Source organism: Fluviispira vulneris (genome assembly GCF_014281055.1).
GTDB lineage: Bacteria > Bdellovibrionota_B > Oligoflexia > Silvanigrellales > Silvanigrellaceae > Silvanigrella > Silvanigrella vulneris.
The window spans coordinates 630581-652354 of the sequence record NZ_JACRSE010000001.1; the positions used below are offsets into that span (position 1 = coordinate 630581).

Genomic DNA, 21774 nt, shown 5'->3' on the forward strand with positions numbered 1-21774 from the left:
TTAGAAAATATTAAAGGAACAAAATCTAAATCAGTGCAGGTCTACAAAGAATAAAATTAAATAAACTTACTCTAATTCAAAACAGGATTATGCAAGAAAAAATAAAAAGAGACGGAAACTAAATCAATTTGGATTTACATAAGAAAATGCATTTTTAATATTCGATAAAAGAGCAGGCATGGATTTTAATCCTTCATCTTGTGCAACTAATCGGCAAGTAATTCTTGAACTCAATAATACACCTGGCAGACCCGCACCAGGTTGGGTATTTGCTCCCACAAAATAAAGGCCTTCAACTTCTTTTGATTTATTGGATGGCCTAAATCCAGCACTTTGCAAAATCCATGGTTCAAGTCCAAATGCATTGCCTAAATGACTTTGTAATGTCTGATCGAAGTCATCAGGTGTAAAAATACTTTTTACTACAATTGAAGATTTTAATCCTGGTAAAAATTTATCTTCAAGCATATTTGTTACTTTATCAGCGAAAGTCGTTTTGTAACTTTCCCAGTCCGTACCACTTGCTAAATTTGCCACTGGGACCAGAGCATAAATTACCTCACCACCCTCTGGAGCCAAAGATGAGTCAGTGCGCGTTGGAATATGTAAATACAAACTAAAATCATCGAAGACAATTTTTTTTGTGAAAATATCTTCAAGCAATTCTTTATAACGTGGTCCTAAAGCAATTGTATGCTGAGGTAAATGCGTCCATTGTCTATTCGTTCCAAAGTACATTAGAAAAGCAGACATACTATAATCTGCTTTTGTTAATTTACGTGCAAGTCTTTTAGGTTGAACATTTCCTTTTAAAACTGTTTGGACAAAACGGTTCATATCCGCATTCACTACAATTTTATTTGCTTGAATTTTTTGAAAGGGCATTTGTATTTCAAATTGATCATTATGATTTTTATGAATAGATTCTACAGGGGAAGATAATAATACCTCGCCTCCCAGTTCCATAAATCGAGTTTGAAATGCTTTAGCGAGCGCATGCATTCCTCCAATAGGATGAAAAACACCATAAGCTCTTTCTAAACGATTTATTAAAGAATAAACCCCAGCTGCGCGGAATGGATTGCCACCAATTAAAAGAGGATGAAAACTTAAAAACTGTCTGACTTTTTCACTTTTAACGTAACGCGAGACAAGTGAATACACTGGACGTATGGCATCGAGACGTAATAAATGTGGCGCAACCCCAAGCATACTCATTGGGTTTGAAAAATCTTTATCTCCAAGTTCTATGAATCCCTTTTGAAAAACTTTTTCTGCATGCGCAAAAAAAGCAATCACGCCTTCGACATCATTTGGACTGACGCGGACAATTTCTTCTAACAATTTTTGTTTTGAATTATAATGTGCAATATTTGAGCCATCATTAAAAACAACATTGTAATATGGATCGACAGAAACAAATTGACAATAATCTTCTCTTTTTGCGCCTGACATTTGAAAAATATCGTCTATTAAAAAGGGAGCTGTAATAATTGAAGGTCCTCTATCAAAGCGATAACCTTGTTGCACTTCGACATAGGCTCTCCCTCCTACTTTATCGAGAGCTTCTATTAATACAACCGACATCCCCATGCTTTGCATGGTTAATGCTGCAGACAAACCACCAAAACCAGCACCAACAACCGCTATGTCAAATGATCTCATAAAATACCTTTTCTCTACAAAATAAGAGTTTCATCTATGGTAAAATTTCTATTTAATTTTGCAACCTTTAAAGGAGAAAATCCAAGAATGACTTTGAAAAAAATTAAAATTCTTTCAAATTTTGAAACAATCGCCCTTTCTTTAAAAACAATCTGTTTATCTAGTAAAATTTTCCCTAAAATAGAACCATAAATAGCAAGCATAAGTCGAACACAAAAACGTGCACGCAAAGATGGAATAGTTTTTATTCCTTGATTGGCATTTTGATAATATTTTATAGCTCTTTTTGCAAGATTATCAATAAAATCAATATTTCTATTTTGCACACCATTAAAAAAAATCTTTTCATCAATATTTAAATTATAATATTGACAAAATGATTTAGGTATATAAATTCTCCCATTCTCAAAATCTTCTTTAATATCTCTTAAAATATTTGTAATTTGCATAGCAATGCCTAAATGTTCTGCCGCTTTTTCTGCTTCTTCACTTTGCTGTGTTTTGAACATTTTAGCCATGAGCAAGCCGACAACACCTGCCACTCGATAACAATACAAATAGAATTCATTAAAATTATTTGGTTGACAAAACTTCTCATCCATTTTTTGTCCAAAAATCAATTCTTCAAAATGCCTCTTCTCTAAATAAAATTCATTGATTTTACGCCGAGCATCGAAAATAAAGTTTTCAGTTGATTTTAAATCAATATTTCTAAATAAACAAAAAGAGATACGTTCTCTAATTTGAATTAAAAAATAAGCATCGACCAAAAAATCTTTTCCCCATAAGACATTTAAAAATTTATTGGAAAAACAAGACCCCTGCAATGCACCATCGAGAGTTGGAATATTAACCAATTCATCTGTAGCATCGTCAATTAATCTGCATAAGGTATAAACAAAATAAGACGCTTCTCTCTGTTCTCTCGAAAGCACATGCGAAGCCAAAAAGAATGACTTACCATTATTTTTTGTGATATTTTTACAGATACTAAAAAAATCCAAATAAGATTCAAAATCGTTTAATTCAATATTAAAATATTTTGAATTAATTTTGCGCGAGCCAATTAAAAATTGCGTAATTTTTTTGCTTATATTTTTTGGTTTCAATAACTCGAGGGTAAGATTTACTTTTCCTAAACTTCGTGCACGTAAATAAAATGGTGCTGATTCAATTTTAAAATCGACTAAGATGGTCCCAAACATTCTGGAAAGCATCAAAGCAGGATATTGCAAAAAGAAATTGGAATATTTATAGTTCTTGACAATTTTAGTTGTCTCGACTGATAGGATCTCTGCTGCTTGCTCACTTGCATTGCTATGACAATAAAACATTTGCTTTGCATTTGGGAAGAAGTAGCAAACTTCCCACAGTCCATTTTGTTCTGAGTGCCACCAAAACCAATGATTCTTTATTTCAGACAGTTTTTCAACACCTGCATTGTGATCTAAATAATAAGAAGCATCTTTGAATTGCAGACGACATGGTGATTTATTTTTAAGTAATTTTTCTAAATATTTGTCATAAAATAATGAATAGCGTGAAAAAAATTCTGAAAATTTTTCTCTAGGTATTTCTATCGTTTCAATAGATCCTTGAACCTTTACTGATTTCAATAAAAGTTGCCAAAAATGTTTCTTTGAACAATTATTTATTCCTTCGCTTGAAAAATCATCAATATTTGCCTTAGGAAAAGGATTATTTAGAGTGAGATGAATAATTTTCTGAGTTGAATGACAAGGGAGTACAATTTCAAGATTGGATGATATGCCATTGAGCCAGTTTTCTATTTTATTTTCTAAATTTCCTCGATCTTTATATGAAAGAACCGCATAAGAATACGCAATAATTTTCTTGTTATCATACCAAGTCAAATATATCGTAGGAGAATTCTGTTGTAAATTTTTCTCAATAGAAAATGGATCCAATAGTGAAATAATACATAAAATATGCTGATTTTCATAAGTGATTTCAAAGTACAACCACTCATATTGAATATTGTTCATAACCTTCGATAACAATATAGGCCTTTGGCATTCAATTTTTGCAATTTCTGAATTCTCGATTTCTAGAATTTTCATAAAATTGAGCTCTGTAATTCATTAAAACTTATGTGCGATTCCGCTATTAAGTTGGCTATGCTATATCTAATATTTTCTATTGGGTTCTCTAAAATAAAATGTATATATTCTCGTGATTCAGAATGACAAGAAATTTCATCAAGTAAAAGTGAGGACTGATCTAGATAATTTTGCGCATTATTATAACATTCTTTAAGACAATATTTATATAAATTATGTGATAACATAAATTCAGAATATTTTGAATTTATAAATTCATTATAAGCGTCTCTCTTTTCCTGTGACGATAATAAATCCAGAAATGTTAATGAAATTGAACTACGTAATCCAGAATTTAAATCTTCATATGATTTATGCCCACTTAAATCTGGTAAAATATTTTTAATATCATCAAACATTTGAAAAGAAAGTCCATAATACATAAATAATTTTTTAAGAGCAATTATTGTTTTCTTATCAATATCTAGAATTTGTTCTAAACAGTCGATGGAAAATTGAAGAAGCCGTGCTGTTTTTAATTCTGCACATTTTTTATAATATTCCCACCTGTGTTCAGAACTCCCAAAGAAAAGCGATTCGATAAATTTGGGGTTATTATTGCTTAAATCAAGCGCTTGGCCTATATGACAGTCATAGAGAGTATTGACAGCAATGGAATGAAGAGATTTTGGCAAAGTTTTAATTGCTAAAAAATACATCCAAGTGCCTGTATTCAAGGTATTTGGAATGCCATACTGCAAGTAAAGCGCCTGCTGTCCTCTTCTCTCAAGACTTCCATCTTCAATATCATCTATAATTAAGCTCGCACAATGAAGAATTTCGATACAAAACAAAACTTTTAAACATTTATTTAAAGATGATTTATCTTTCTTAACTAAACTTCGATATTCCTTTGAAAAATCATGCGCCAAAATATAATTTCTAAAAATCCATGAACACAATAAAGGGCGAATTCTTTTTGCTTTTGCATTGAGCGAATCTCTAGCTAAGACTAAAAGACTATCTTTTATACAATCTTTTATATAACTATTATAAAAAAATTGATCTGACATTTGTTTCTCAAGATTATTTAAATATTCATTCAATTTTGTATTAAAAAAATTAAAATCTTTTAAGACATTTTGCCTTTGATTTTTATTATGCGACAATTGCTGACTCCAGAAATGACAAAACCCTAAGAAGGTAAAGAATTTAAAATATTTCTCTTTGTCTTAAATATTAAGAAAAAATGCAATATAAAAATTGGTATTCCTGCTAAAGTGATTGAATATCCAATATAGCGCGTATAATCTGCATAATTATATAGCATAATCGGACCAGATAAAGACCACGCAAACCAAGGCTTATTTGCTAAAATAAGCGATGTGAAAACAGCCCGCATTCCTGCCATAGCAAAATGCATAGAATATTCCAAACTGGTTAAACCTCCCAAAGATGATCTACTTTTCCTTTCTTCAAATACATCCCAAAATTCAATAAATAAAGTGATTAAGGTGAGAATAAGCGCTAGCCAAAGTAAAACTCCAGAAAAGTTTTCTGCAAAAAGCAAAAAAGTCGTAAACGGAAAAAATAATGAATTAAATGAATGCAACAAGTGCTCTTTTTGTGATTCTTTTCTTTCATAGAGCCGGTATTTAAAAATATGAAAATAAAGCCCGTCAATCGTTGCAATTAAAGTAAAAATAACTAGGAAAATACAACTTGCAATTTCGAGTGTCATTTTGTTTTCCTAACTTAGTCTGTATTTCTTTTTAATACACCTTATAATTCTTTCAGCAGATTTCATGACCATTGTAACACCAGCACCTGGATGAACGCCACCTCCCACAAAAAAAATATTTTCAACTTTTGATTCTCCAGAAAAATGGAAAAAGAGTGGTTGAAAATTTTCATTGGTAGCACTGTATAAACCGCCCTTGAGGCTTTGGGTGCGATCGTTTAATTCTTGCGGTGTTACCATTTTAAATATTTGTCCTTGGAAAGGTATGTTCAATCTCTCTCGACAGATTTGCAAAATTTTCTCAGCATATTTTTTTGCAAATGTATTGTCCCAAATATGGCCGGAATTTATATTAGGCGCCATTGCTGAAATAAATAAAACTCTTTTAGAAATACTCTTATCTGTTGCATGCGGCCAAACCAAATAAACACAAGGATCTTCAGGAATTTTTAATTCAACACCCACTTTATAAAAACTTTCACTCCAACTTTTAGGAAAAATTTTCAAATGATGTGATATATTTATATCATCTTGCCAATCATATAAAATGACAAATTGACTTTCTGATGGTTTCAACGATTTATTTTTTAATTGATTGTTAAAATGGTTGCGAAGGTAATCACTATTTATCCATGTTTGACTGGCAACATAAGGATCTCCATTGGCTACTATGAGATCGAATATTTTTTTTTCTTTTTTTTGAATTTGTTCAAACTCAAGTTCCCAACCTTTATTTTTAAAATCGCTGCCAATTGAGACTGCATTTGTTACTTTAGTTTGAAAGTGATATTTTACTTTATATTTTAAGCCCGCCTCATATAAAGACTTTGCAATATTATGAACTCCACCTCGTGGAAAGACAATTTCAGAACCGAGCTCGACATGGGCAATACTTAAAATAGCCCCAGCTGCAACTGTAGGTTGCACTCCAATATAACTTGCAAAATGAAAGAAAAACTCGCGCATATTTTGATCGCTAAAAAGCTCTTCAATGACCTTTGCATAATTTTTTAACATTGTTTTGGGATGCTGAAAAACAACACCTGATGCCATTGATTTTAGACCAATAGATAAAGCAGAGGGAGGCTCATCATTAAAAATAAATTTTTCGGCAAAATCAAAAATATCTTTTGCGATATCCAATGAATTAGACAATTGTTCAGAAAGTTTATAATCCCTCTCTTTAAAATAAGAAATAAGTTTATCTTTTCCAAAGGGCAGTTGCCAATCTGTTCCATCAGCAAATAAAAGTCTACAACCATCTGTCAAAGGAAGAAGTTCTGGAGCTTGAAAATCAAGTTCAGAAAAAGTTTTATAAATCTGATTAGGTAACGAAATCAGTGTTGGTCCAGTATCCCAATTGAGTCCTTCTGTATTGGTGTATTTGTACATTTTACCACCAACATATTCACCTATATCAAAGACATCTACTTCTAAACCCATTTTCCCTAAATGAGCCGCAACTGTCAGTCCACCCACTCCAGCGCCAATAATAGCAACCTTCATATGACTCCTTCCTAAAGGGGAGTTAAAAGATCTATTTTCTTTTTACTTGGAGTTTTAGGTAACATAATTGTAAAGACACTGCCAGAGCCCAATTCACTGCGCAGGGAAATACTTCCGCCATGTGCTTGCACCACATGTTTCACTATTGCCAGCCCCAATCCAGAACCACCGCCGAGACGATTGTGAGACTTATCAACGCGATAGAAACGTTCAAAAGCACGAATACGGGCATTGTCTGGGATACCTATGCCTGAATCTTCTACAAAAATAATATGGTGAGTTTCATTTTGCCGCAAACTGATTTTGACTATGCCACCAGGGCGATTGTACTTGACTGCGTTGTCGACCAAATTCACCAAGACGGAATCAAACCGTTGGGCATCGACCAAAATTTCATGGATATCTGGGTCGACATCTGCCAGCAATTCAACACCCGCTTGTTTGGCTTTTGGTAAAATATTTTCTATCACACGGTTAAATCCCGCATGCACATCGTAAGGTTTTATTACGAGAGTTAGAGCACCTGATTCAAGCCCAGTTAATATCAACATTTCATCGATTAATTTTGTGAGATTTTCAGAATTGCGCACAATAACTGAAAGGAAATTCTGTGCTCGTTCATTTGCTTGGAGGTCGGGCATATCTTGAATGATTTCAGCATAACCACGAATAGCCGCAATGGGTGTTTTTAATTCATGACTCACGTTAGCGAAAAACTCTCTACGTATTTCTTCTCCTTTGTGAATATCTGTGAGATCAAATAAAAATATCATAAAAACAGGATTCTGCTGTTCCGATTGAATGGCCACAATTTTTGCCCGCACGCGGCGGATTTCAGGGCCATCAAGGTGAATGGACTCAATGATTTGAGCAGGTATGTGAGACTTTTCATTCATATCCCTAATCATATTTTGAATGATTGCAGATATTTCAACATTTCTAAGAACTTCAAGGACATTACGGTCAACAACTTCACTGTACCAACCTATCCATCGCCTCACCGTGTTGTTTATTTTTATGACTTTGCCTTCTGAATTGAGGATTACGACCCCTTCGCCAATGGCACCAAATATTTCATCAAGACGTGTATTTTGTTCACGAGCTTCGAGAATGCTAAAACGCATGCGTTTCGCCATATCTTGCACAGCGCGCGCTATCCTTGAAAATTCATCATTTCCAACGATGCGCAATTTATCAATGCCTGCATCGAAACCACCATGTCGGGTCAATTGCAATAAAGAATGGGTTGGTTTGTCTACCAAAATATATAAAATATAATAACAATAAATAAAAAACCCTGGTAAAATAAAAATAACTGGAAAGAATTGATCTAGAGAAATTGAAACAAATGATCCTAAAATAATACCTAGAAAGATTCTTTGTTTTACTGTACTTGGGTAAAATACTGAAATTAGCGGGCGAAGATTAGCTTTTATTCTTGTGAATTTTGATTCTAAATTCACAAAAGCCCCTTCACACCTGCATCGATTATTAAAGTAACTGGACCATCGTTGCAGAATGTAACTTTCATATCAGCAGCAAAAATTCCACTTAAAACCTTAAGTTCTTCTGCTTTTTTCTTAAGTGTCTCTAAGAAAAGATCATAAATAGCTTTTGCTAAATTTGGCTTAGCTGATAGAGTAAAACTTGGCCTATTGCCTTTTTTGCAGTCTGCAAAAACAGTGAATTGACTGATTAAATACAAACCACCTTTTATATCACGTACCGACAAATTCATTTTGTCATTGGAGTCATTAAAAATGCGCAGTGATATTAGTTTTTCTGCAAGTTTTTCAAGACTGGGATAAAAACTTTTTAACAGAATAGGTATGTCTGTTTCTGGTATATCTGGGAGGGATTGATAGCTACCCACTCCAAACAATATCACCAAACCATTCTCTAAGCGGCCTTGGGATTTTCCTTCGATCACAACTTCAGCATGAGTGGCTCTCTGCACAACACACCTAACAAGAAGCTCTTCATGCATTCTTAATTTTCCTTATTAAGGCAAGCTTTGAAACGCAGGGTAAGTGAAAAAGATAAAATGAATTAAATTTAAGCCAAAATGGGCAAGAATTGCTGCTTCAATCTTCCCTGACTTTTGATAGGCATAACCATATCCTAATCCTGCTATAAATGCAAAAATAGCAAAGAGATAACCTGAATAAAGATGTGCATACCCAAATAATACAGCAACGAAAACATTGGCCAGAACAGGGGCAGAAACTTTTGCCTTAAAATATTTCGAAAGGAATTCAAAGATTTTTCGTTGTAAAAAACCTCTAAAAAAGACCTCTTCTGCAACACACACTAAAAATAAATTTATCGAAAGAAAATAAAACGAACCGCTTGGTAATTTAAAATCAAATTTAATATATCCAGTTATTAGTCCTGTAGGGATTATAATGGCTAAAATAACTGCTAAAGGTAAAAGTAAATCTTTAAATACCTTTTTCCAATCTGAAAGTTTATCTGATTTTTTAATTAATATAGCTGCAAAAATAATGGCACAAACTGATTTCTCGACATTGATATCTAGCCAAAATGGTTTCGAAATAGGACTAAATCTCACCCCTGTAAATATAGGAATTTCAGTTGAATAAGGAAAATCTTCTGCAACTAAAATATACATAAAACAAAGTAAAACTATAAAAGAAAAATTCTTAATAAATAAACTGGTTTTCTTTTCATAAACTAAACAGAAAAATGTAAATAACAGGACAAAAATCAATGACTGATAAGAAATATATCCTTCGTAAAAGGAAGCAAAAAGAAAAATATAAGAAATTGCAATTGGGACAATTGGTTTCACAAAAAACCAAAGAGAAATAGAAGATAAACAAACAAGGGCAAAAAGGAGATTGGTACTCAGCATAAGAATAGATCCTTTAAAAAAACCGAAGAGCTATTCTTCGGTTATTAAAACGTTCTTAACGACTTCCACCATCTTTTTCAGATCATTTTCCTCGATACATGTACTTAAAAACCCAACTTCATATCCACTTGGACCCAAATAAATCCCTTGTTTAATCCATGCATGATAAACTTTATTAAAAAGATTCATATCTGTGGAAGCAACTTCAGAGAAATGAGTCGGCAATTTATTCGTTCCAAAAAAGAAACAAAAAAATGAGCCTATGCGAACGTAACAAACTTTTGACTTTTCTATAAAGCTCTTTAATTCTGCATCAACTATAGAATCTAATTTTTGTCCTAAATTTTCAAGCTTAGTAAAAGCATTTTGTTGCTCTATTTCACAAAGTGTAGCATATCCTGCAACCATAGCAAGTGGATTACCAGACAAGGTACCTGCTTGATACGCTGCTCCCAAAGGAGCGACTTGTTGCATTATTTGCTTTTTCCCCCCATATGCTGCAGCAGGAACTCCACCTCCGATTATTTTTCCAAAAGTCCACATATCTGGCTCAACTGAAAAAATTTCAGCACATCCGCCACGTGCTAAGCGAAATCCTGTCATAACTTCATCGAAAATTAGAACTGCACCATATTTTTCTGTTACATTACGCAAAAATTCTAAAAAACCAGGCTTAGGTAAAACCAATCCCATATTTGCAGCAACAGGCTCAATTATAACAGCTGCAATGTCGTCTCCATATTTTTCAAACAATTCAAGCACACTTTCTTCGCTATTATAAATAGCAGTTAATGTGTCTGCAGTTGTGCCAACTGGCACGCCTGCTGAACTTGGATTGCCTAAAGTTGCCAATCCGCTACCTGCTTTCACGAGAAATTGATCCGCATGTCCATGGTAACAGCCTTCAAATTTAATAAATTTATTTTTTCTGGTGGCCGCCCGTGCAGCTCTCACGGCACTCATCGTTGCTTCTGTACCGCTGCTGACAAAGCGCAACATTTCAAGCCCTGGCACCCAATCCATAATTTTTTCAGCCAATTTCACTTCGAGATCGGATGGAGCACCAAAAGTAACAGCCTTATAAAGTTGCTCTTGCATAGCTCCAATAATCGCAGGGTTGGAATAACCAACTATGAGTGGTCCCCAAGATGAACAAAAATCTATAAATTCATTGCCATCGACATCGTACAGATATTTGCCTTTCCCAGCAGAAAAGACAATGGGAGTCCCTCCAACCGAGCGAAAGGATCGCACTGGAGAATTCACTCCACCTGGAAAGACTCGATAGCTTCTTTCCATAACAGAAATTGAGTGAGAGAAATTGAGTTCGTTATTTTTCAAAGCTTAATTCTCCTATTTATGGATAGATCTTTCCAAAGCAGCCGCAACAAAGTCCTTAAATAAGGGATGAGGTGCAATCGGACGGCTTTTGAGCTCAGGGTGTGCCTGACAACCTAAAAACCATGGATGATTATTTAATTCCATCATTTCAACTAACGTACCATCTGGGCTTTCTCCTGAAACGATAAAGCCAGACGCTTCAAAGCGTGAGCGGAATTCTGGATTGAATTCATAGCGATGGCGATGGCGCTCACTAATACGATCGTTCCCATAAGCTTGGAAGCCCTTGCTACCTCTGCGCACAATACAGTCATAAGCGCCTAAGCGCATGCTCCCGCCTTTTTTATCCACACTTTGTTGGCTTTCCATCAAATGGATAATTTTATTGCGCGCATTGGTGTCGAACTCCTCGGAAGTGGCATCTGCAATACCTAAAACATTACGAGCATATTCAAGACAAGCGAGCTGCATACCTAAACATATACCAAAAAATGGAATGTTATTTTCTCGAGCAAATTGAATTGCTGCCATTTTCCCAAGGACACCCCGATCGCCAAAACCTCCAGGAACCAAAATAGCATCATATTCGCTCAAAATTTCTTTTGTATTTGCCACACTGAGTTGCTCTGAATCTATTCCGATAATTTCAACATGCGCTTCATTTGCTATGCCTGCGTGAGTTAAAGCTTCATACACGGATTTATAAGAATCCCGTGTACCCATGTATTTACCAACGACGCCAATTTTTAAAGAATGTTTTGGTCTTTCTATACATTCAATGATTCTATTCCATTCACTTAAATTTGGTTGAGCTGTCCAAATGCCAAGAAGCTCGACAATACGAGCGTCCATTCTTTGCTCATGGTAGATAATAGGCATTTTGTAAATGCTATCGGCATCAAGAGCTTCAAAGACACTTTCCTTAGGGAGATTGCAAAATGTCGATATTTTCATGCGCACATCTTGTGACATAGGCTGATCGGCACGACAGATTAAAATATCAGGTTGAATACCGATTGAACGCAATTCTTTTACGGAATGCTGCGTGGGCTTTGTTTTCAACTCACCCGCAGCACGAATATATGGAATAAGGGTAACATGAATAAAAATAGAATTTTCTTTACCCACATCATTGCGGAACTGGCGAATAGCTTCAAGGAATGGTAGACTTTCAATATCGCCAATGGTGCCGCCAATTTCAACGATCGAAACATCCGCGCCTTCTGATGCTGTCACGATGTTTGCTTTAATTTGATCTGTGATATGAGGAATTACTTGAACTGTTCCTCCAAGGTAATCTCCACGGCGTTCTTTATTGATGACTGTGTCGTAGACTTGGCCAGAGGTAAAGCTATTGCGTTTCGCTAAATTCGCTTTGGTAAAACGCTGATAATGCCCTAAATCAAGGTCCGTTTCTGCTCCGTCATCTGTAACAAAAACCTCTCCATGCTGAAAAGGAGACATTGTCCCAGGATCAACGTTTATGTAAGGATCCATTTTTGTCATTGAAACACGCAATCCGCGGGTTTCGAGCAGTGCGCCAATACTGGCCGCAGCGAGCCCTTTTCCGATACTTGAGACCACGCCACCAGTAACAAATATATATTTTACAGGGTGTTGAGAGAAACGTTTGGGGGATTTACTATCATGATGTTGCATTATACTTACTCCGTTCGATAATCTTGTTTCGACACGGGAACACAGAGTAACACTAACTAATGGTCAGGAGTCAAGATAACAATGAAGAATCTACGCAGCCAATTTCAAATGACTGCAGAAAATCATTCCACAGATGGAATTGTTTCTCATATGTTAATGGGCTTTGTGGAAAGAAAAATTTCTCCGCAAACAATTGCTGATGTTTTACGTGCTCAAATTTTTGAGTCTCACGTACCAGCACACCTCTTAAATATTGCTACATGCAATGGCATCTTAGAAGCCGTTACCCAAGCAAACTCTACAGAAGATTGTAGCGATCTCGTCTTTTATCTTTCGTCACATCCTCAATTTCCTGAGTTTTTGTCTTTTAAAGCGGCTTCTGGTTCTCTTCGTGCCTTATTGCGCTACCTTCAAAAAAATATGTCGCAAGAACTGTTAGGCAATATCAGAATAGATTCCATCATTGAATTACTTTCTGAAAGAATCCTATCTTTTTTCCACGCACGCAAACCAGTTGACCTAGATGATAAAGCAAATTTAACAATTTTAATAAAAACAACAAATCCCACCCTTGCTAAACTTATGCGAAATTCTCCGCATTTTCAGCACCTTAGATTTATGCTCATGTCTCCTAATGATTATATGAATGAGACGAGTGTAGCATCCGTTCGCCCTCAACCACTAGAAATGTTAAATATCATTTTAAAAACTGCGGACGATCATCTTTTACGCAATGGCACTTCTTATTATAAAACGGAGCCAACGAGCCAAGGAACATCGGGTCGAATTAAGCATTTTAATACAGCAATGGATATTTTAAAATCAACTCAGGCATCGGATTTTAAAACCGGATTTATCGTTGAATGGATTTTTGATAAAGCTTTAGTGGAAGCTATTTTACACGAAGAAAATCATACTAGTTATATTAATTTAATTAAAATGATCAGCATAAATATGGGAAATCAACTCCATATTCTTCGTGGACTTATTAAAGCCATACAAAAAGATTTTTCTTTTTTAGCATCTCATCCTATGCAAAAGATACAAGAATATAAACCAAGTTTACTTGAAAGGGCTTTGAGTCTTGCGCAAAATATCTTTCCATCAATTGTTACGTTAGCCGAAAAAGATAACAATTATACAGCAAAATATATTGCAAACTGGGCTATTGAAATTCCTATTCAAAATGAAGAAAGTCGTTTCTTTAAAAGAATTCATTGGCGTTGGATTCGAACACTCGCGGCGCATATTTGGGATGCAAGCCTACGTGAACCACCAAATTGGGTGATTGAGGGTGGCAGCCAATACTGTGCAACAATATTTCAAACTGCACCTGCACAATGGCTACAAGAGCACTCATTCCGTTTACTTGAAAAAGTTTACCAAGAAACTCTCGTTGAAAACTTTGAACCTGCTCAACAGCATTATGACTATGTCGAATTTATTGCACGATCAATGCGCAAAAAATCACCCTTTTTTGCCAGTAGAACAGAATCTCTCTATGCGCTTCATCTACTCTCTCGATTGACACGAACAGAAGCTATGCAATATGCAAGTGCCGAAGCACGTTTTCAATCGCAGCTCGCAAACTCACACAATAATCATGAGATTTCTGCTGAATTTGCTATGTGGAAAGAAATAATTCTCAACCCGAACATTGAAGAAAACTTAGGTAACAATCCCATAACGAGAGCACTTGCTGTGCTTGCAAGGCTCGCTAAGGAAACTTCAAAGAAATAAGAAAATAATATGTGTGGTTATTCTGGTCTTATTTTTTCTCCTAGCAGTACTTATGCAAAAGATTCACAAAATAAAGAAAAATTCTTTGCTGCAGCTGCACGTTTGCAGCATCGTGGCAATGAACCTATGCGCAAAGAAGCATTTAATAACCTTTTATTAGCTCATTTTCGCTTGGCATTCCAAGGAATTGCCACAAATATTCAACCCATGTTCAATCAAAATAAAAAATGGGTAATTACCTTCAACGGTGAGATCTATAACTTCCCAAAATTGAGAAAAAAAATCCAAACAGAATTTGAATATAATTTTCAAACAAAAGGCGATACTGAAGCCATTCTTGCTGGTTTTTTAAATTATGGTCAACAAATAAAAGATCTCTTAGAAGGTGAATACAGTTTCGTGATCAGTCGAACAGATGGTACAGAGATCTTTGCTATGCGTGACCCTTATGGAGTGAAACCTCTTTTTTTAGCCCTTGAAGGTGTCGACAGCAAAATTTTTGCCAATGCACAAGAAGTATATTTATTTGACACGAGATCCATTCATTTTGCCAGTGAAATAAAAGGACTGATGTGTGAAAAAAAATGGGATCGCAATGGATTTATCAAGCAATTTGTTGGATTATATGAACCAATTAGAACACCGTTTCAAAATATTATTCAATTGCCACCAAATTCTTTCTTATACGCAAAAAAAAGCGGTAATACATTCAATACAAAAATTCAAATTAATAATAAACCTATTCGAAATGCTTTTATTACAGAAGAAAAAAATGATAATGAATTGTATGGTGAATTCTCAAAAAGATTAAGCCGTTCAGTACACAACAGAATGCTATCCGAAACAGAACTCGGAGTTTATTTAAGCGGAGGAGTAGATTCCCGAGTTATAGCTTATGAGGCTTCACAATATTATTTAAAAAATAAAATTAATAAAAAATTAAAATCATTTACAATTAGTTTTAAAAACGAAGTCTTTGATGAGGCCAATGAATCTCTTGCTTACGCCCATAAGTTAAATTTTACCCCACATGTGCTTCAAATTCATGATCAAGATTTAGCGTATTCTTATAAACATGCAGTATATCATTCAGAGAATATTCAACCCTATACAAATGGAGCTGCAAAATGGTGGTTAAGCCGTTTTACAGCTAAATATGTTAAAGGTGTTTTAACCGGTGATGGAGCCGATGAGTTACTTTGTGGTTATCCAAGTTTCCAATATGTGAATTGGTGGAAATTTGCTTTACACAATCGTGAAGAAAAAAATTTATTCGACAAAATTGCAAAAACGCCTTTAGGTCAAAATTGGCGCGATTCAGTTTATGCAAAGAAGTTTTTAAATGAAAGTAAAGATCCTTGGGCCGCAGGCTCAAGTGCAGAAGGATTGGGAGAAGATTTTATTGAAAGTCTTACTGTTTGGGGAGTTCCTCATCCCCTTTTCACTCAGATAAAAACTATTGCAACATCCCTTTTAGGCGCAGATGAAGCAGATAAATTTTTAAAAGAACAGAGGGAATCTGTCTCTTCTTGGTTTGCATTTGGTCTAAAAAATAGTGATGAATTTCTCACAGATCCGAATAATTCCTTGTTACTTTGGCAAAATTACTTTGCAAGAACCCATCTACCAGTGCAAGTTCTTAATTGGGTTGGGGATAGAATGGAAATGGCAAATACTTTAGAAGGACGTACTCCATTTTTATCTATGGAAATGAAAAATTTTATTTATAATTTAAAAGATAATATGCTTATAAGAGGTTTTGAAAACAAATCAATTTTACGCAGAAGCTATAAAAGCAAAATTGATTCACATTATGCTATGGCTCCTAAAAAACAATTTGGTGCCCCTTTTCTCTTTGAAGAGAAGGAAATAAAAAAAAGTCAACAAAATATATTATTAAAAGCTAAAGAAACAAATTTATTTGAAGAAAAGGCAATTAAAGATCTTATTTTAGTACTTAATGATCCTTCATTTAAAAAGAAATCATCTCCTCATACATACACACACTTGCAAGCTGCTTTTCAAACATTTATGAGTTTTTCAATGATCGATGATAGTATCGTTAAGGAAATTACCCCAAAAAGAAACCTTGAGTATGAAGAAAAGGTTATTATTAATCAAAAAGTTTTTTAACTAATTCTTTGGCAATGTTATTGTAACTGTTGAATTTATAGAATTAAATTCACTTTCAATCGAAGCTTTATGTAAATCTAGAATTGGTTGAACTTTTTCTGCAATGAGTTGATCGATATACAGTGAAGTTCCGCTTGGTATACAAGTAAATATAACTTGTACATTTTTCTCATCTAGATTTTTTATTTCCACTGTGCATTTTGAGTTTGGAATCTCACGCATTGGATAAATAAGTTCATACATCAGTTCAGTGAATGCGCTGTGTATTTGCGGAAGTCGACACATAATTGTTATTTTTTCTGCAGGAGGGATATATTCTATTTCCGATAATTTTTTAGATATTTTTTCTTTTGCTGCTTGAATGGATAAAGCTAATAGCTCTTTTAAATCTTCTATTTGAAAAGATGCTGTTTCAATTTGTCTTGTCCTTGCTTCATTTATAATCGGTACCAACACTTTCACATATTTTTCCCGACCCGCGCTGAACTGTATGCCACAACCCATTTGTGCCCCAACTTTTGGGGTTTTACGCACCCAAGCAACTCTGCCTTTTCCTTCAATCACATCAGAATTTGTAAACTTCAATTTAAAATCTACTTTTTCATTTAACTCAGGAATATTTGAAGTAAGCGCCGCAAAGAAACCGCCAAAACTGATATTTGTCGAAAAAGTTGAGATATATTCAGAGGCTGACTCGAGTTTAATTTCTAAGCGCGAAATCAGTTCTACCCGCTCATCCAATCTTTTTGTATATCCAGCTCTACGTGAAAAGACCGCATCTTCCACAGAATAGTAAAGAGATTTTATATTAAATGGCTTTGTGTACAAAGCCCAAGCCCCCATAGCAATGGCCACTTCAGGCGTAAGAGTGCTCTTTTGATCAACTAAAAGAATTGCCACAGGTGGGGCTTCTGTTTTTGCTGCCATTTTTAATGAATCATAAAAATCAAAGAAATTTCCATCAGTTTGAATATGATCTGCAACGATAACTTCAGGTTTTTCTTTTTCACAGACTTCTGCTGCTTCTTTCAGTGAACTCGCACTAAAAACAGCGTATTTTTGATGTTCAAACTCAGTGCACATCGATTTTAATAAAGACTTGTCTTGACTCACAGCAAGAAATTTCACTAGTATCCTCCTTTGCAAAGCATATTTCGCAACTTTGCAAACTTGAAACAAAGACAGGAAAAGATTATGAGCTTCATCACGGCACTGATGGAACAAAATTCTACAATTGGATCTTCCTTTACTTATCTTTTTAGCACATTTGTCTCCGTTTTTGTAATGGTGGATCCTTTTGCAGCAATACCAGTGTATCTTCTTCTGACAGAGCGTTTCACCCCTGCCGATGTCAAAAAAACACGACGCAAATCCATCCTTGTTGCCTCAGCAATTTTGCTCACTTTTGCCATAACTGGTATGAGCGTTTTAAACTTTTTTGGTATCTCTATTTCAGCATTGCGCATAGCAGGAGGGATTTTACTCCTAAAATTTGCCCTCGATCATTTGAAAGGTGATTCAGAAAAAATTAAAAGCGATGAAGAAAATGAAAGCCTAACAAAAGATGACATTTCAATTGTCCCTTTAGCAATGCCACTGCTTGCTGGACCAGGAGCCATTTCAACAATTGTGACCCAAGCCACACGTGGCAAATCTTGGCTAGACTTTCTACTGCTTTTAATCGCTATTATTTTAGTTATGTGGGTCACCGCTATCTTTCTCAAATACAGTCAATATCTTTATCGCTTATTAGGAAAAACCGGTCTCAATTTAATGGGCAAAATTATGGGGATTCTTATAGCAGCGATTGCAGTAGAATTTATCATCATAGGTGTCAGTGAGGCATACAAGAATCTAATAAAATAAGTCAATGGATGAGGGCAAGAAGCATTCCATAACATATAAAAAGTTGAGCTAGATAATAGCTAGCCCAAATCATATATGCACTTCCTTTAATAGTCTTAACAAATTTTTGTATCGCTAAAATTGAATCAGAAATAGCAAATAAGAAAGCACCAATTATTAAAATATAATTAAAATTTATTACAAAAATTGAACCAATAACCATACAAGCCAAAACACCCATATATATAAAGACTGGAATTTTCAAATTACCTAATCTTTTATACAGAACTCTAAGCATAACAACAAAATAAATAGAAATAGTGATTACTAATATTAATTTTTGCCAAAAATTCTCAGATATATTCCCTGCATATTTAATAAATATAAAAGAATAAATAATATGTGATAATAAAAAAGAAACGAGGCCATGAACAAAATATTTTTCTTCAGAATAAGCAAGAAAAATATCACCTACGCTTGAGAAGACAAGAGCAGCTGTAAAAACAAGAGCTATTGAATTGGGAAAATTAAAAAAAGCAAAAGCTGCGAGAAAGCTGATAGAGCACCCTTTTATCAGCCAATGAAGTCTATATGGTTGCAATTTAATCGTAACAAAATAAACAAAAGAAAAAAACATAGATAATACAATAAAACTCACAACATTAAGCATTTCCAACCTCTTATAAAAAGAAAAGCCAATTTTTTAACACTCTCAAAAGTTAAAAAAGAGATATAACATTATGAAGTGAGATTAAAGCAAAATCGTAAGAAGGAAGGGGTCACATTGAAAATTGATAATAAAATTATTCTTTTATTTTTTTTAATAAATCTAATTTTTATAAACAAAGTTTTTTCTCAAGAAAAAAAAGTCTTAAATTTTGAAAGTGACGACTGGTGTCCTTATACCTGTGACGAAAAATCCGAAATTGGGAAAGGAATTTTTGTAGAAATTGCGGAACAAATCTTTAAAAATCAAAATTACAATGTCCACTTTGAATTGATGCCCTGGGCGCGTGTTTTAAAACGGGGTGAAAAAGGAGAGATAGATGGAATTGTTGGAGCCTATAAAGAAGGGAGAGAACAATTTATATTTCCTAAAGAACCATTTATACAAAGCATAAATTCTTTTTTGGTTAAAAATAATTCTACATGGAAATATAAAGACTTTGAATCGCTCAAAAATATTCATCTCGGTCTCATTTTGGGTTATATATACGGAGGAAACCTAGCAAATATAAAAAAATACGCAAAAAAAATAAGTGAATCTGGAGGTGAAAACGCCATCCAAAAGAACTTAGTTCGCTTAAATATCAATGAAATTGATGCAAACTTAGATGAACACAATGTGCTAGTGTATCATCTAAATAAAATGGAATTTAATAAATCAATGAAATTCGTAGGTGACTTGGGTAAAAAATCAGGTCTCTATTTAGGTTTCCCCAAAGAGAAACCCAATTCCCAAAAATTGGCAGATATTTTTGACAAAGGAATTATTAATTTGAAGAAAACGGGCGAATATAAAAAAATATTAAACAAATATGGAATCACTACTAAGAATTAATTCACTTGAAAGATTTGTTTTTTTGTAAAAACTGCGAGTCCAGCCATTTAATGCAACCTACATGTCAATTTTTATTCTCAATTTTATAAACTCTCTTATAAAATAAGCCGATATGGCTCAAGATTTTATTTTAAAGGAAAATAGTATGGGAAAAAAAAGTTTAATAATACTTTTCTCAATAATATTAATTTCATGTAAAAAAGAAAGTACAAATTCCACAAATGAAAACAAATCTCAACTTCAAATTTTAAATTTAAGCGGGAATTTTGGACTCGTCACGTTTAACAAAAAATTTAAGCTAACTTATCAATTGAAAAACAACCATTCCGAAGATATATCTGAAATTAAAGCTACATTTGAAAATAATAAATTCAAATTTGATCTTCCTTATCCCGGAATATCTTCTGCAAGTACAAATGCAAATGTCTATCCTCCATGTTCGGATTATTTAAAAACAAATCAAGTCTGCTTACTTGCTATAACATTTCAACCGAACTCTGAAAATGACGAGTCAGGCGCATTAATAATTGATTACAAATTAAGGGAAACTAATTATACATTTAAATATATGTTAAATGGAAAGGGAAAAAAATCTAACCCTATTCAAGATGCATTTGATAAACTTGGATACAATTTTATTGCTGAACAGCCCGATCCAAAGCATAAAGGAAAACAATATAGTGACTCAGAATTAATAAAATGCTCTTTAGAAAAATTTCATTCTGGAATATTCAATTACGATGATTTTTTCAATGACCCTTCCAAAAATGGTTATAAAGTCTGGCAACTCCATCTTAAAGTACCAAGAGTTATTGGCTATGTATTTAGAGCTGATACAAGAGCTCCAGAAGTTTCGTTCAAAGATTGTTACCCTGAGTGGAAAAATGGGTATAATCTTAAAAATATAAAAACTGGAAAAATAATCCATTACAATGCTCAAATTGATAAATATGGGAATGGAATAAATTGTGGCGTAAAAGACGTTGGAGGATTTTGGCCAACTGCAACAAGGCCAAAAGATCTTAAATTTATTAATGAAATGGAATTTTTATATAAAAATAAAACGGGACATGAATTTGATATAACCAAAAATACTTTAGATGATTTCCCTTATTCCCCAGGACACAAACCTGGAAATCCTAAGACTTTTAACTCATACATTCCCCCAAGTGAAACTCTAATGACTTTACAGTTAAACTGGTATCTACAAAATATTTTAAACACGTCTGCACATGCACATGTAGGGTATGATTTTAAAGGTTTTATCTCGACATCTTCACAGTTAAAGGCGGTTATGGACTTTTCAAAGACGCTTTCAAGTAAATCTTGGATATATGTCATCTATCAAGAAGGTGGATTTCAATTACCTAAAAGTACAGATCCGACATTCAACTTAAAATCTGAAGCTAAAAGCAAGAACAAACCTCAAAATTGGACTACTTTTACTCATATTGATTTTTTTGAGATTACTATTCCTGGGGGTGTTCCATGGGAGGATGTCATAGCTTATACAAGCAGTGATGCTACTAATAAAGAAATTTATTTTAGAAAAGGGTTTAAATATATGGATCCAATTGCGTATACTAAAATATACAATCTACTTTCATCATATAAGAATTAAGCAAGAAAGCAGTTAGAGGCTAGGAAA

Annotated in this window: 17 protein-coding genes; 5 read left to right on the forward strand and 12 right to left on the reverse strand. The window is 34.1% G+C overall.

Going from position 1 to position 21774, the window contains the following annotated elements:
- Positions 1-123: 123 nt before the first annotated feature.
- From crtI to H7355_RS02520, 10 genes are read right to left on the reverse strand one after another with little or no spacing between them, the layout of a single operon-like run.
- Entirely contained in the window at positions 124-1665 is a 1542-nt protein-coding gene (crtI, locus tag H7355_RS02475) for a phytoene desaturase family protein (RefSeq protein WP_186644771.1), read from the reverse strand.
- A 14-nt stretch (positions 1666-1679) separates the two neighbouring features.
- A complete protein-coding gene (locus tag H7355_RS02480) occupies positions 1680-3746 on the reverse strand; it encodes a phytoene/squalene synthase family protein (RefSeq protein WP_186644773.1) in 2067 nt (688 codons plus the stop codon).
- Positions 3743-4894 carry a polyprenyl synthetase family protein gene (locus tag H7355_RS02485; protein WP_186644775.1) on the reverse strand — a complete coding sequence of 384 codons (1152 nt, stop codon included), beginning with the start codon at positions 4892-4894 and terminating at the stop codon, positions 3743-3745. The genes H7355_RS02480 and H7355_RS02485 overlap by 4 nt, the downstream gene beginning before the upstream one ends.
- Before the next feature lie 26 nt (positions 4895-4920).
- On the reverse strand, positions 4921-5466 hold the full coding sequence (locus tag H7355_RS02490; RefSeq protein WP_186644778.1) for a hypothetical protein: 546 nt from the start codon (positions 5464-5466) through the stop codon (positions 4921-4923).
- Positions 5467-5475: 9 nt separating this feature from the next.
- The gene (locus tag H7355_RS02495) at positions 5476-6972 is read right to left on the reverse strand and encodes a phytoene desaturase family protein (protein WP_186644780.1); all 1497 of its coding nucleotides are present in this window, start codon (positions 6970-6972) and stop codon (positions 5476-5478) included.
- A gap of 11 nt (positions 6973-6983) precedes the next feature.
- Positions 6984-8435 carry a sensor histidine kinase gene (locus tag H7355_RS02500; protein WP_186644782.1) on the reverse strand — a complete coding sequence of 484 codons (1452 nt, stop codon included), beginning with the start codon at positions 8433-8435 and terminating at the stop codon, positions 6984-6986.
- On the reverse strand, positions 8432-8959 hold the full coding sequence (gene dtd, locus H7355_RS02505) for a D-aminoacyl-tRNA deacylase (protein WP_186644784.1): 528 nt from the start codon (positions 8957-8959) through the stop codon (positions 8432-8434). The genes H7355_RS02500 and dtd overlap by 4 nt, the downstream gene beginning before the upstream one ends.
- A gap of 15 nt (positions 8960-8974) precedes the next feature.
- A complete protein-coding gene (locus H7355_RS02510; RefSeq protein WP_186644786.1) occupies positions 8975-9847 on the reverse strand; it encodes a CPBP family intramembrane glutamic endopeptidase in 873 nt (290 codons plus the stop codon).
- 30 nt (positions 9848-9877) lie between these two features.
- Complete coding sequence (gene hemL, locus H7355_RS02515; RefSeq protein ID WP_222435642.1) at positions 9878-11188, reverse strand: glutamate-1-semialdehyde 2,1-aminomutase; 1311 nt, start codon at positions 11186-11188, stop codon at positions 9878-9880.
- Between the two features lie 12 nt (positions 11189-11200).
- On the reverse strand, positions 11201-12847 hold the full coding sequence (locus H7355_RS02520) for a CTP synthase (protein WP_186644788.1): 1647 nt from the start codon (positions 12845-12847) through the stop codon (positions 11201-11203).
- Positions 12848-12928: 81 nt separating this feature from the next.
- On the opposite strand from H7355_RS02520, the gene H7355_RS02525 reads away from it, so the two are divergent.
- Positions 12929-14587: a hypothetical protein gene (locus H7355_RS02525; protein WP_186644790.1), complete on the forward strand. Its 1659-nt coding sequence runs from the start codon at positions 12929-12931 to the stop codon at positions 14585-14587.
- Positions 14588-14596: 9 nt separating this feature from the next.
- On the forward strand, positions 14597-16720 hold the full coding sequence (locus H7355_RS02530) for an asparagine synthetase B family protein (protein ID WP_186644792.1): 2124 nt from the start codon (positions 14597-14599) through the stop codon (positions 16718-16720).
- Here the strand turns inward: H7355_RS02530 and H7355_RS02535 are convergent, their stop codons facing one another.
- On the reverse strand, positions 16721-17848 hold the full coding sequence (locus H7355_RS02535; RefSeq protein WP_186644801.1) for a PilZ domain-containing protein: 1128 nt from the start codon (positions 17846-17848) through the stop codon (positions 16721-16723).
- Between the two features lie 66 nt (positions 17849-17914).
- Here H7355_RS02535 and H7355_RS02540 point away from each other — a divergent pair, with 66 nt between their 5' ends.
- Positions 17915-18586: a MarC family protein gene (locus tag H7355_RS02540; protein WP_186644808.1), complete on the forward strand. Its 672-nt coding sequence runs from the start codon at positions 17915-17917 to the stop codon at positions 18584-18586.
- Between the two features lies 1 nt (position 18587).
- On the opposite strand, the gene H7355_RS02545 is transcribed toward H7355_RS02540, so the two are convergent.
- A complete protein-coding gene (locus H7355_RS02545; RefSeq protein ID WP_186644810.1) occupies positions 18588-19235 on the reverse strand; it encodes a lysoplasmalogenase in 648 nt (215 codons plus the stop codon).
- Positions 19236-19349: 114 nt separating this feature from the next.
- Between H7355_RS02545 and H7355_RS02550 the strand changes: the two genes are divergently transcribed.
- Both H7355_RS02550 and H7355_RS02555 read left to right on the forward strand, forming a co-directional pair.
- Entirely contained in the window at positions 19350-20126 is a 777-nt protein-coding gene (locus H7355_RS02550) for a substrate-binding periplasmic protein (RefSeq protein ID WP_186644812.1), read from the forward strand.
- 145 nt (positions 20127-20271) lie between these two features.
- The gene (locus H7355_RS02555; RefSeq protein WP_186644814.1) at positions 20272-21747 is read left to right on the forward strand and encodes a hypothetical protein; all 1476 of its coding nucleotides are present in this window, start codon (positions 20272-20274) and stop codon (positions 21745-21747) included.
- Positions 21748-21774: the final 27 nt, after the last annotated feature.

Excerpts from the sequence above, each read along its gene's own strand:
- H7355_RS02525 (WP_186644790.1), top strand. The coding sequence starts at position 12,929 with ATGAAGAATCTACGCAGCCAATTTCAAATGACTGCAGAAAATCATTCC.
- H7355_RS02555 (WP_186644814.1), top strand. The coding sequence starts at position 20,272 with ATGGGAAAAAAAAGTTTAATAATACTTTTCTCAATAATATTAATTTCA.
- crtI (WP_186644771.1), bottom strand. The coding sequence starts at position 1,665 with ATGAGATCATTTGACATAGCGGTTGTTGGTGCTGGTTTTGGTGGTTTG.
- H7355_RS02520 (WP_186644788.1), bottom strand. The coding sequence starts at position 12,847 with ATGCAACATCATGATAGTAAATCCCCCAAACGTTTCTCTCAACACCCT.
- H7355_RS02530 (WP_186644792.1), top strand. The coding sequence starts at position 14,597 with ATGTGTGGTTATTCTGGTCTTATTTTTTCTCCTAGCAGTACTTATGCA.
- H7355_RS02510 (WP_186644786.1), bottom strand. The coding sequence starts at position 9,847 with ATGCTGAGTACCAATCTCCTTTTTGCCCTTGTTTGTTTATCTTCTATT.
- H7355_RS02480 (WP_186644773.1), bottom strand. The coding sequence starts at position 3,746 with ATGAAAATTCTAGAAATCGAGAATTCAGAAATTGCAAAAATTGAATGC.
- H7355_RS02545 (WP_186644810.1), bottom strand. The coding sequence starts at position 19,235 with ATGCTTAATGTTGTGAGTTTTATTGTATTATCTATGTTTTTTTCTTTT.
- dtd (WP_186644784.1), bottom strand. The coding sequence starts at position 8,959 with ATGCATGAAGAGCTTCTTGTTAGGTGTGTTGTGCAGAGAGCCACTCAT.
- H7355_RS02540 (WP_186644808.1), top strand. The coding sequence starts at position 17,915 with ATGAGCTTCATCACGGCACTGATGGAACAAAATTCTACAATTGGATCT.
- H7355_RS02495 (WP_186644780.1), bottom strand. The coding sequence starts at position 6,972 with ATGAAGGTTGCTATTATTGGCGCTGGAGTGGGTGGACTGACAGTTGCG.
- H7355_RS02490 (WP_186644778.1), bottom strand. The coding sequence starts at position 5,466 with ATGACACTCGAAATTGCAAGTTGTATTTTCCTAGTTATTTTTACTTTA.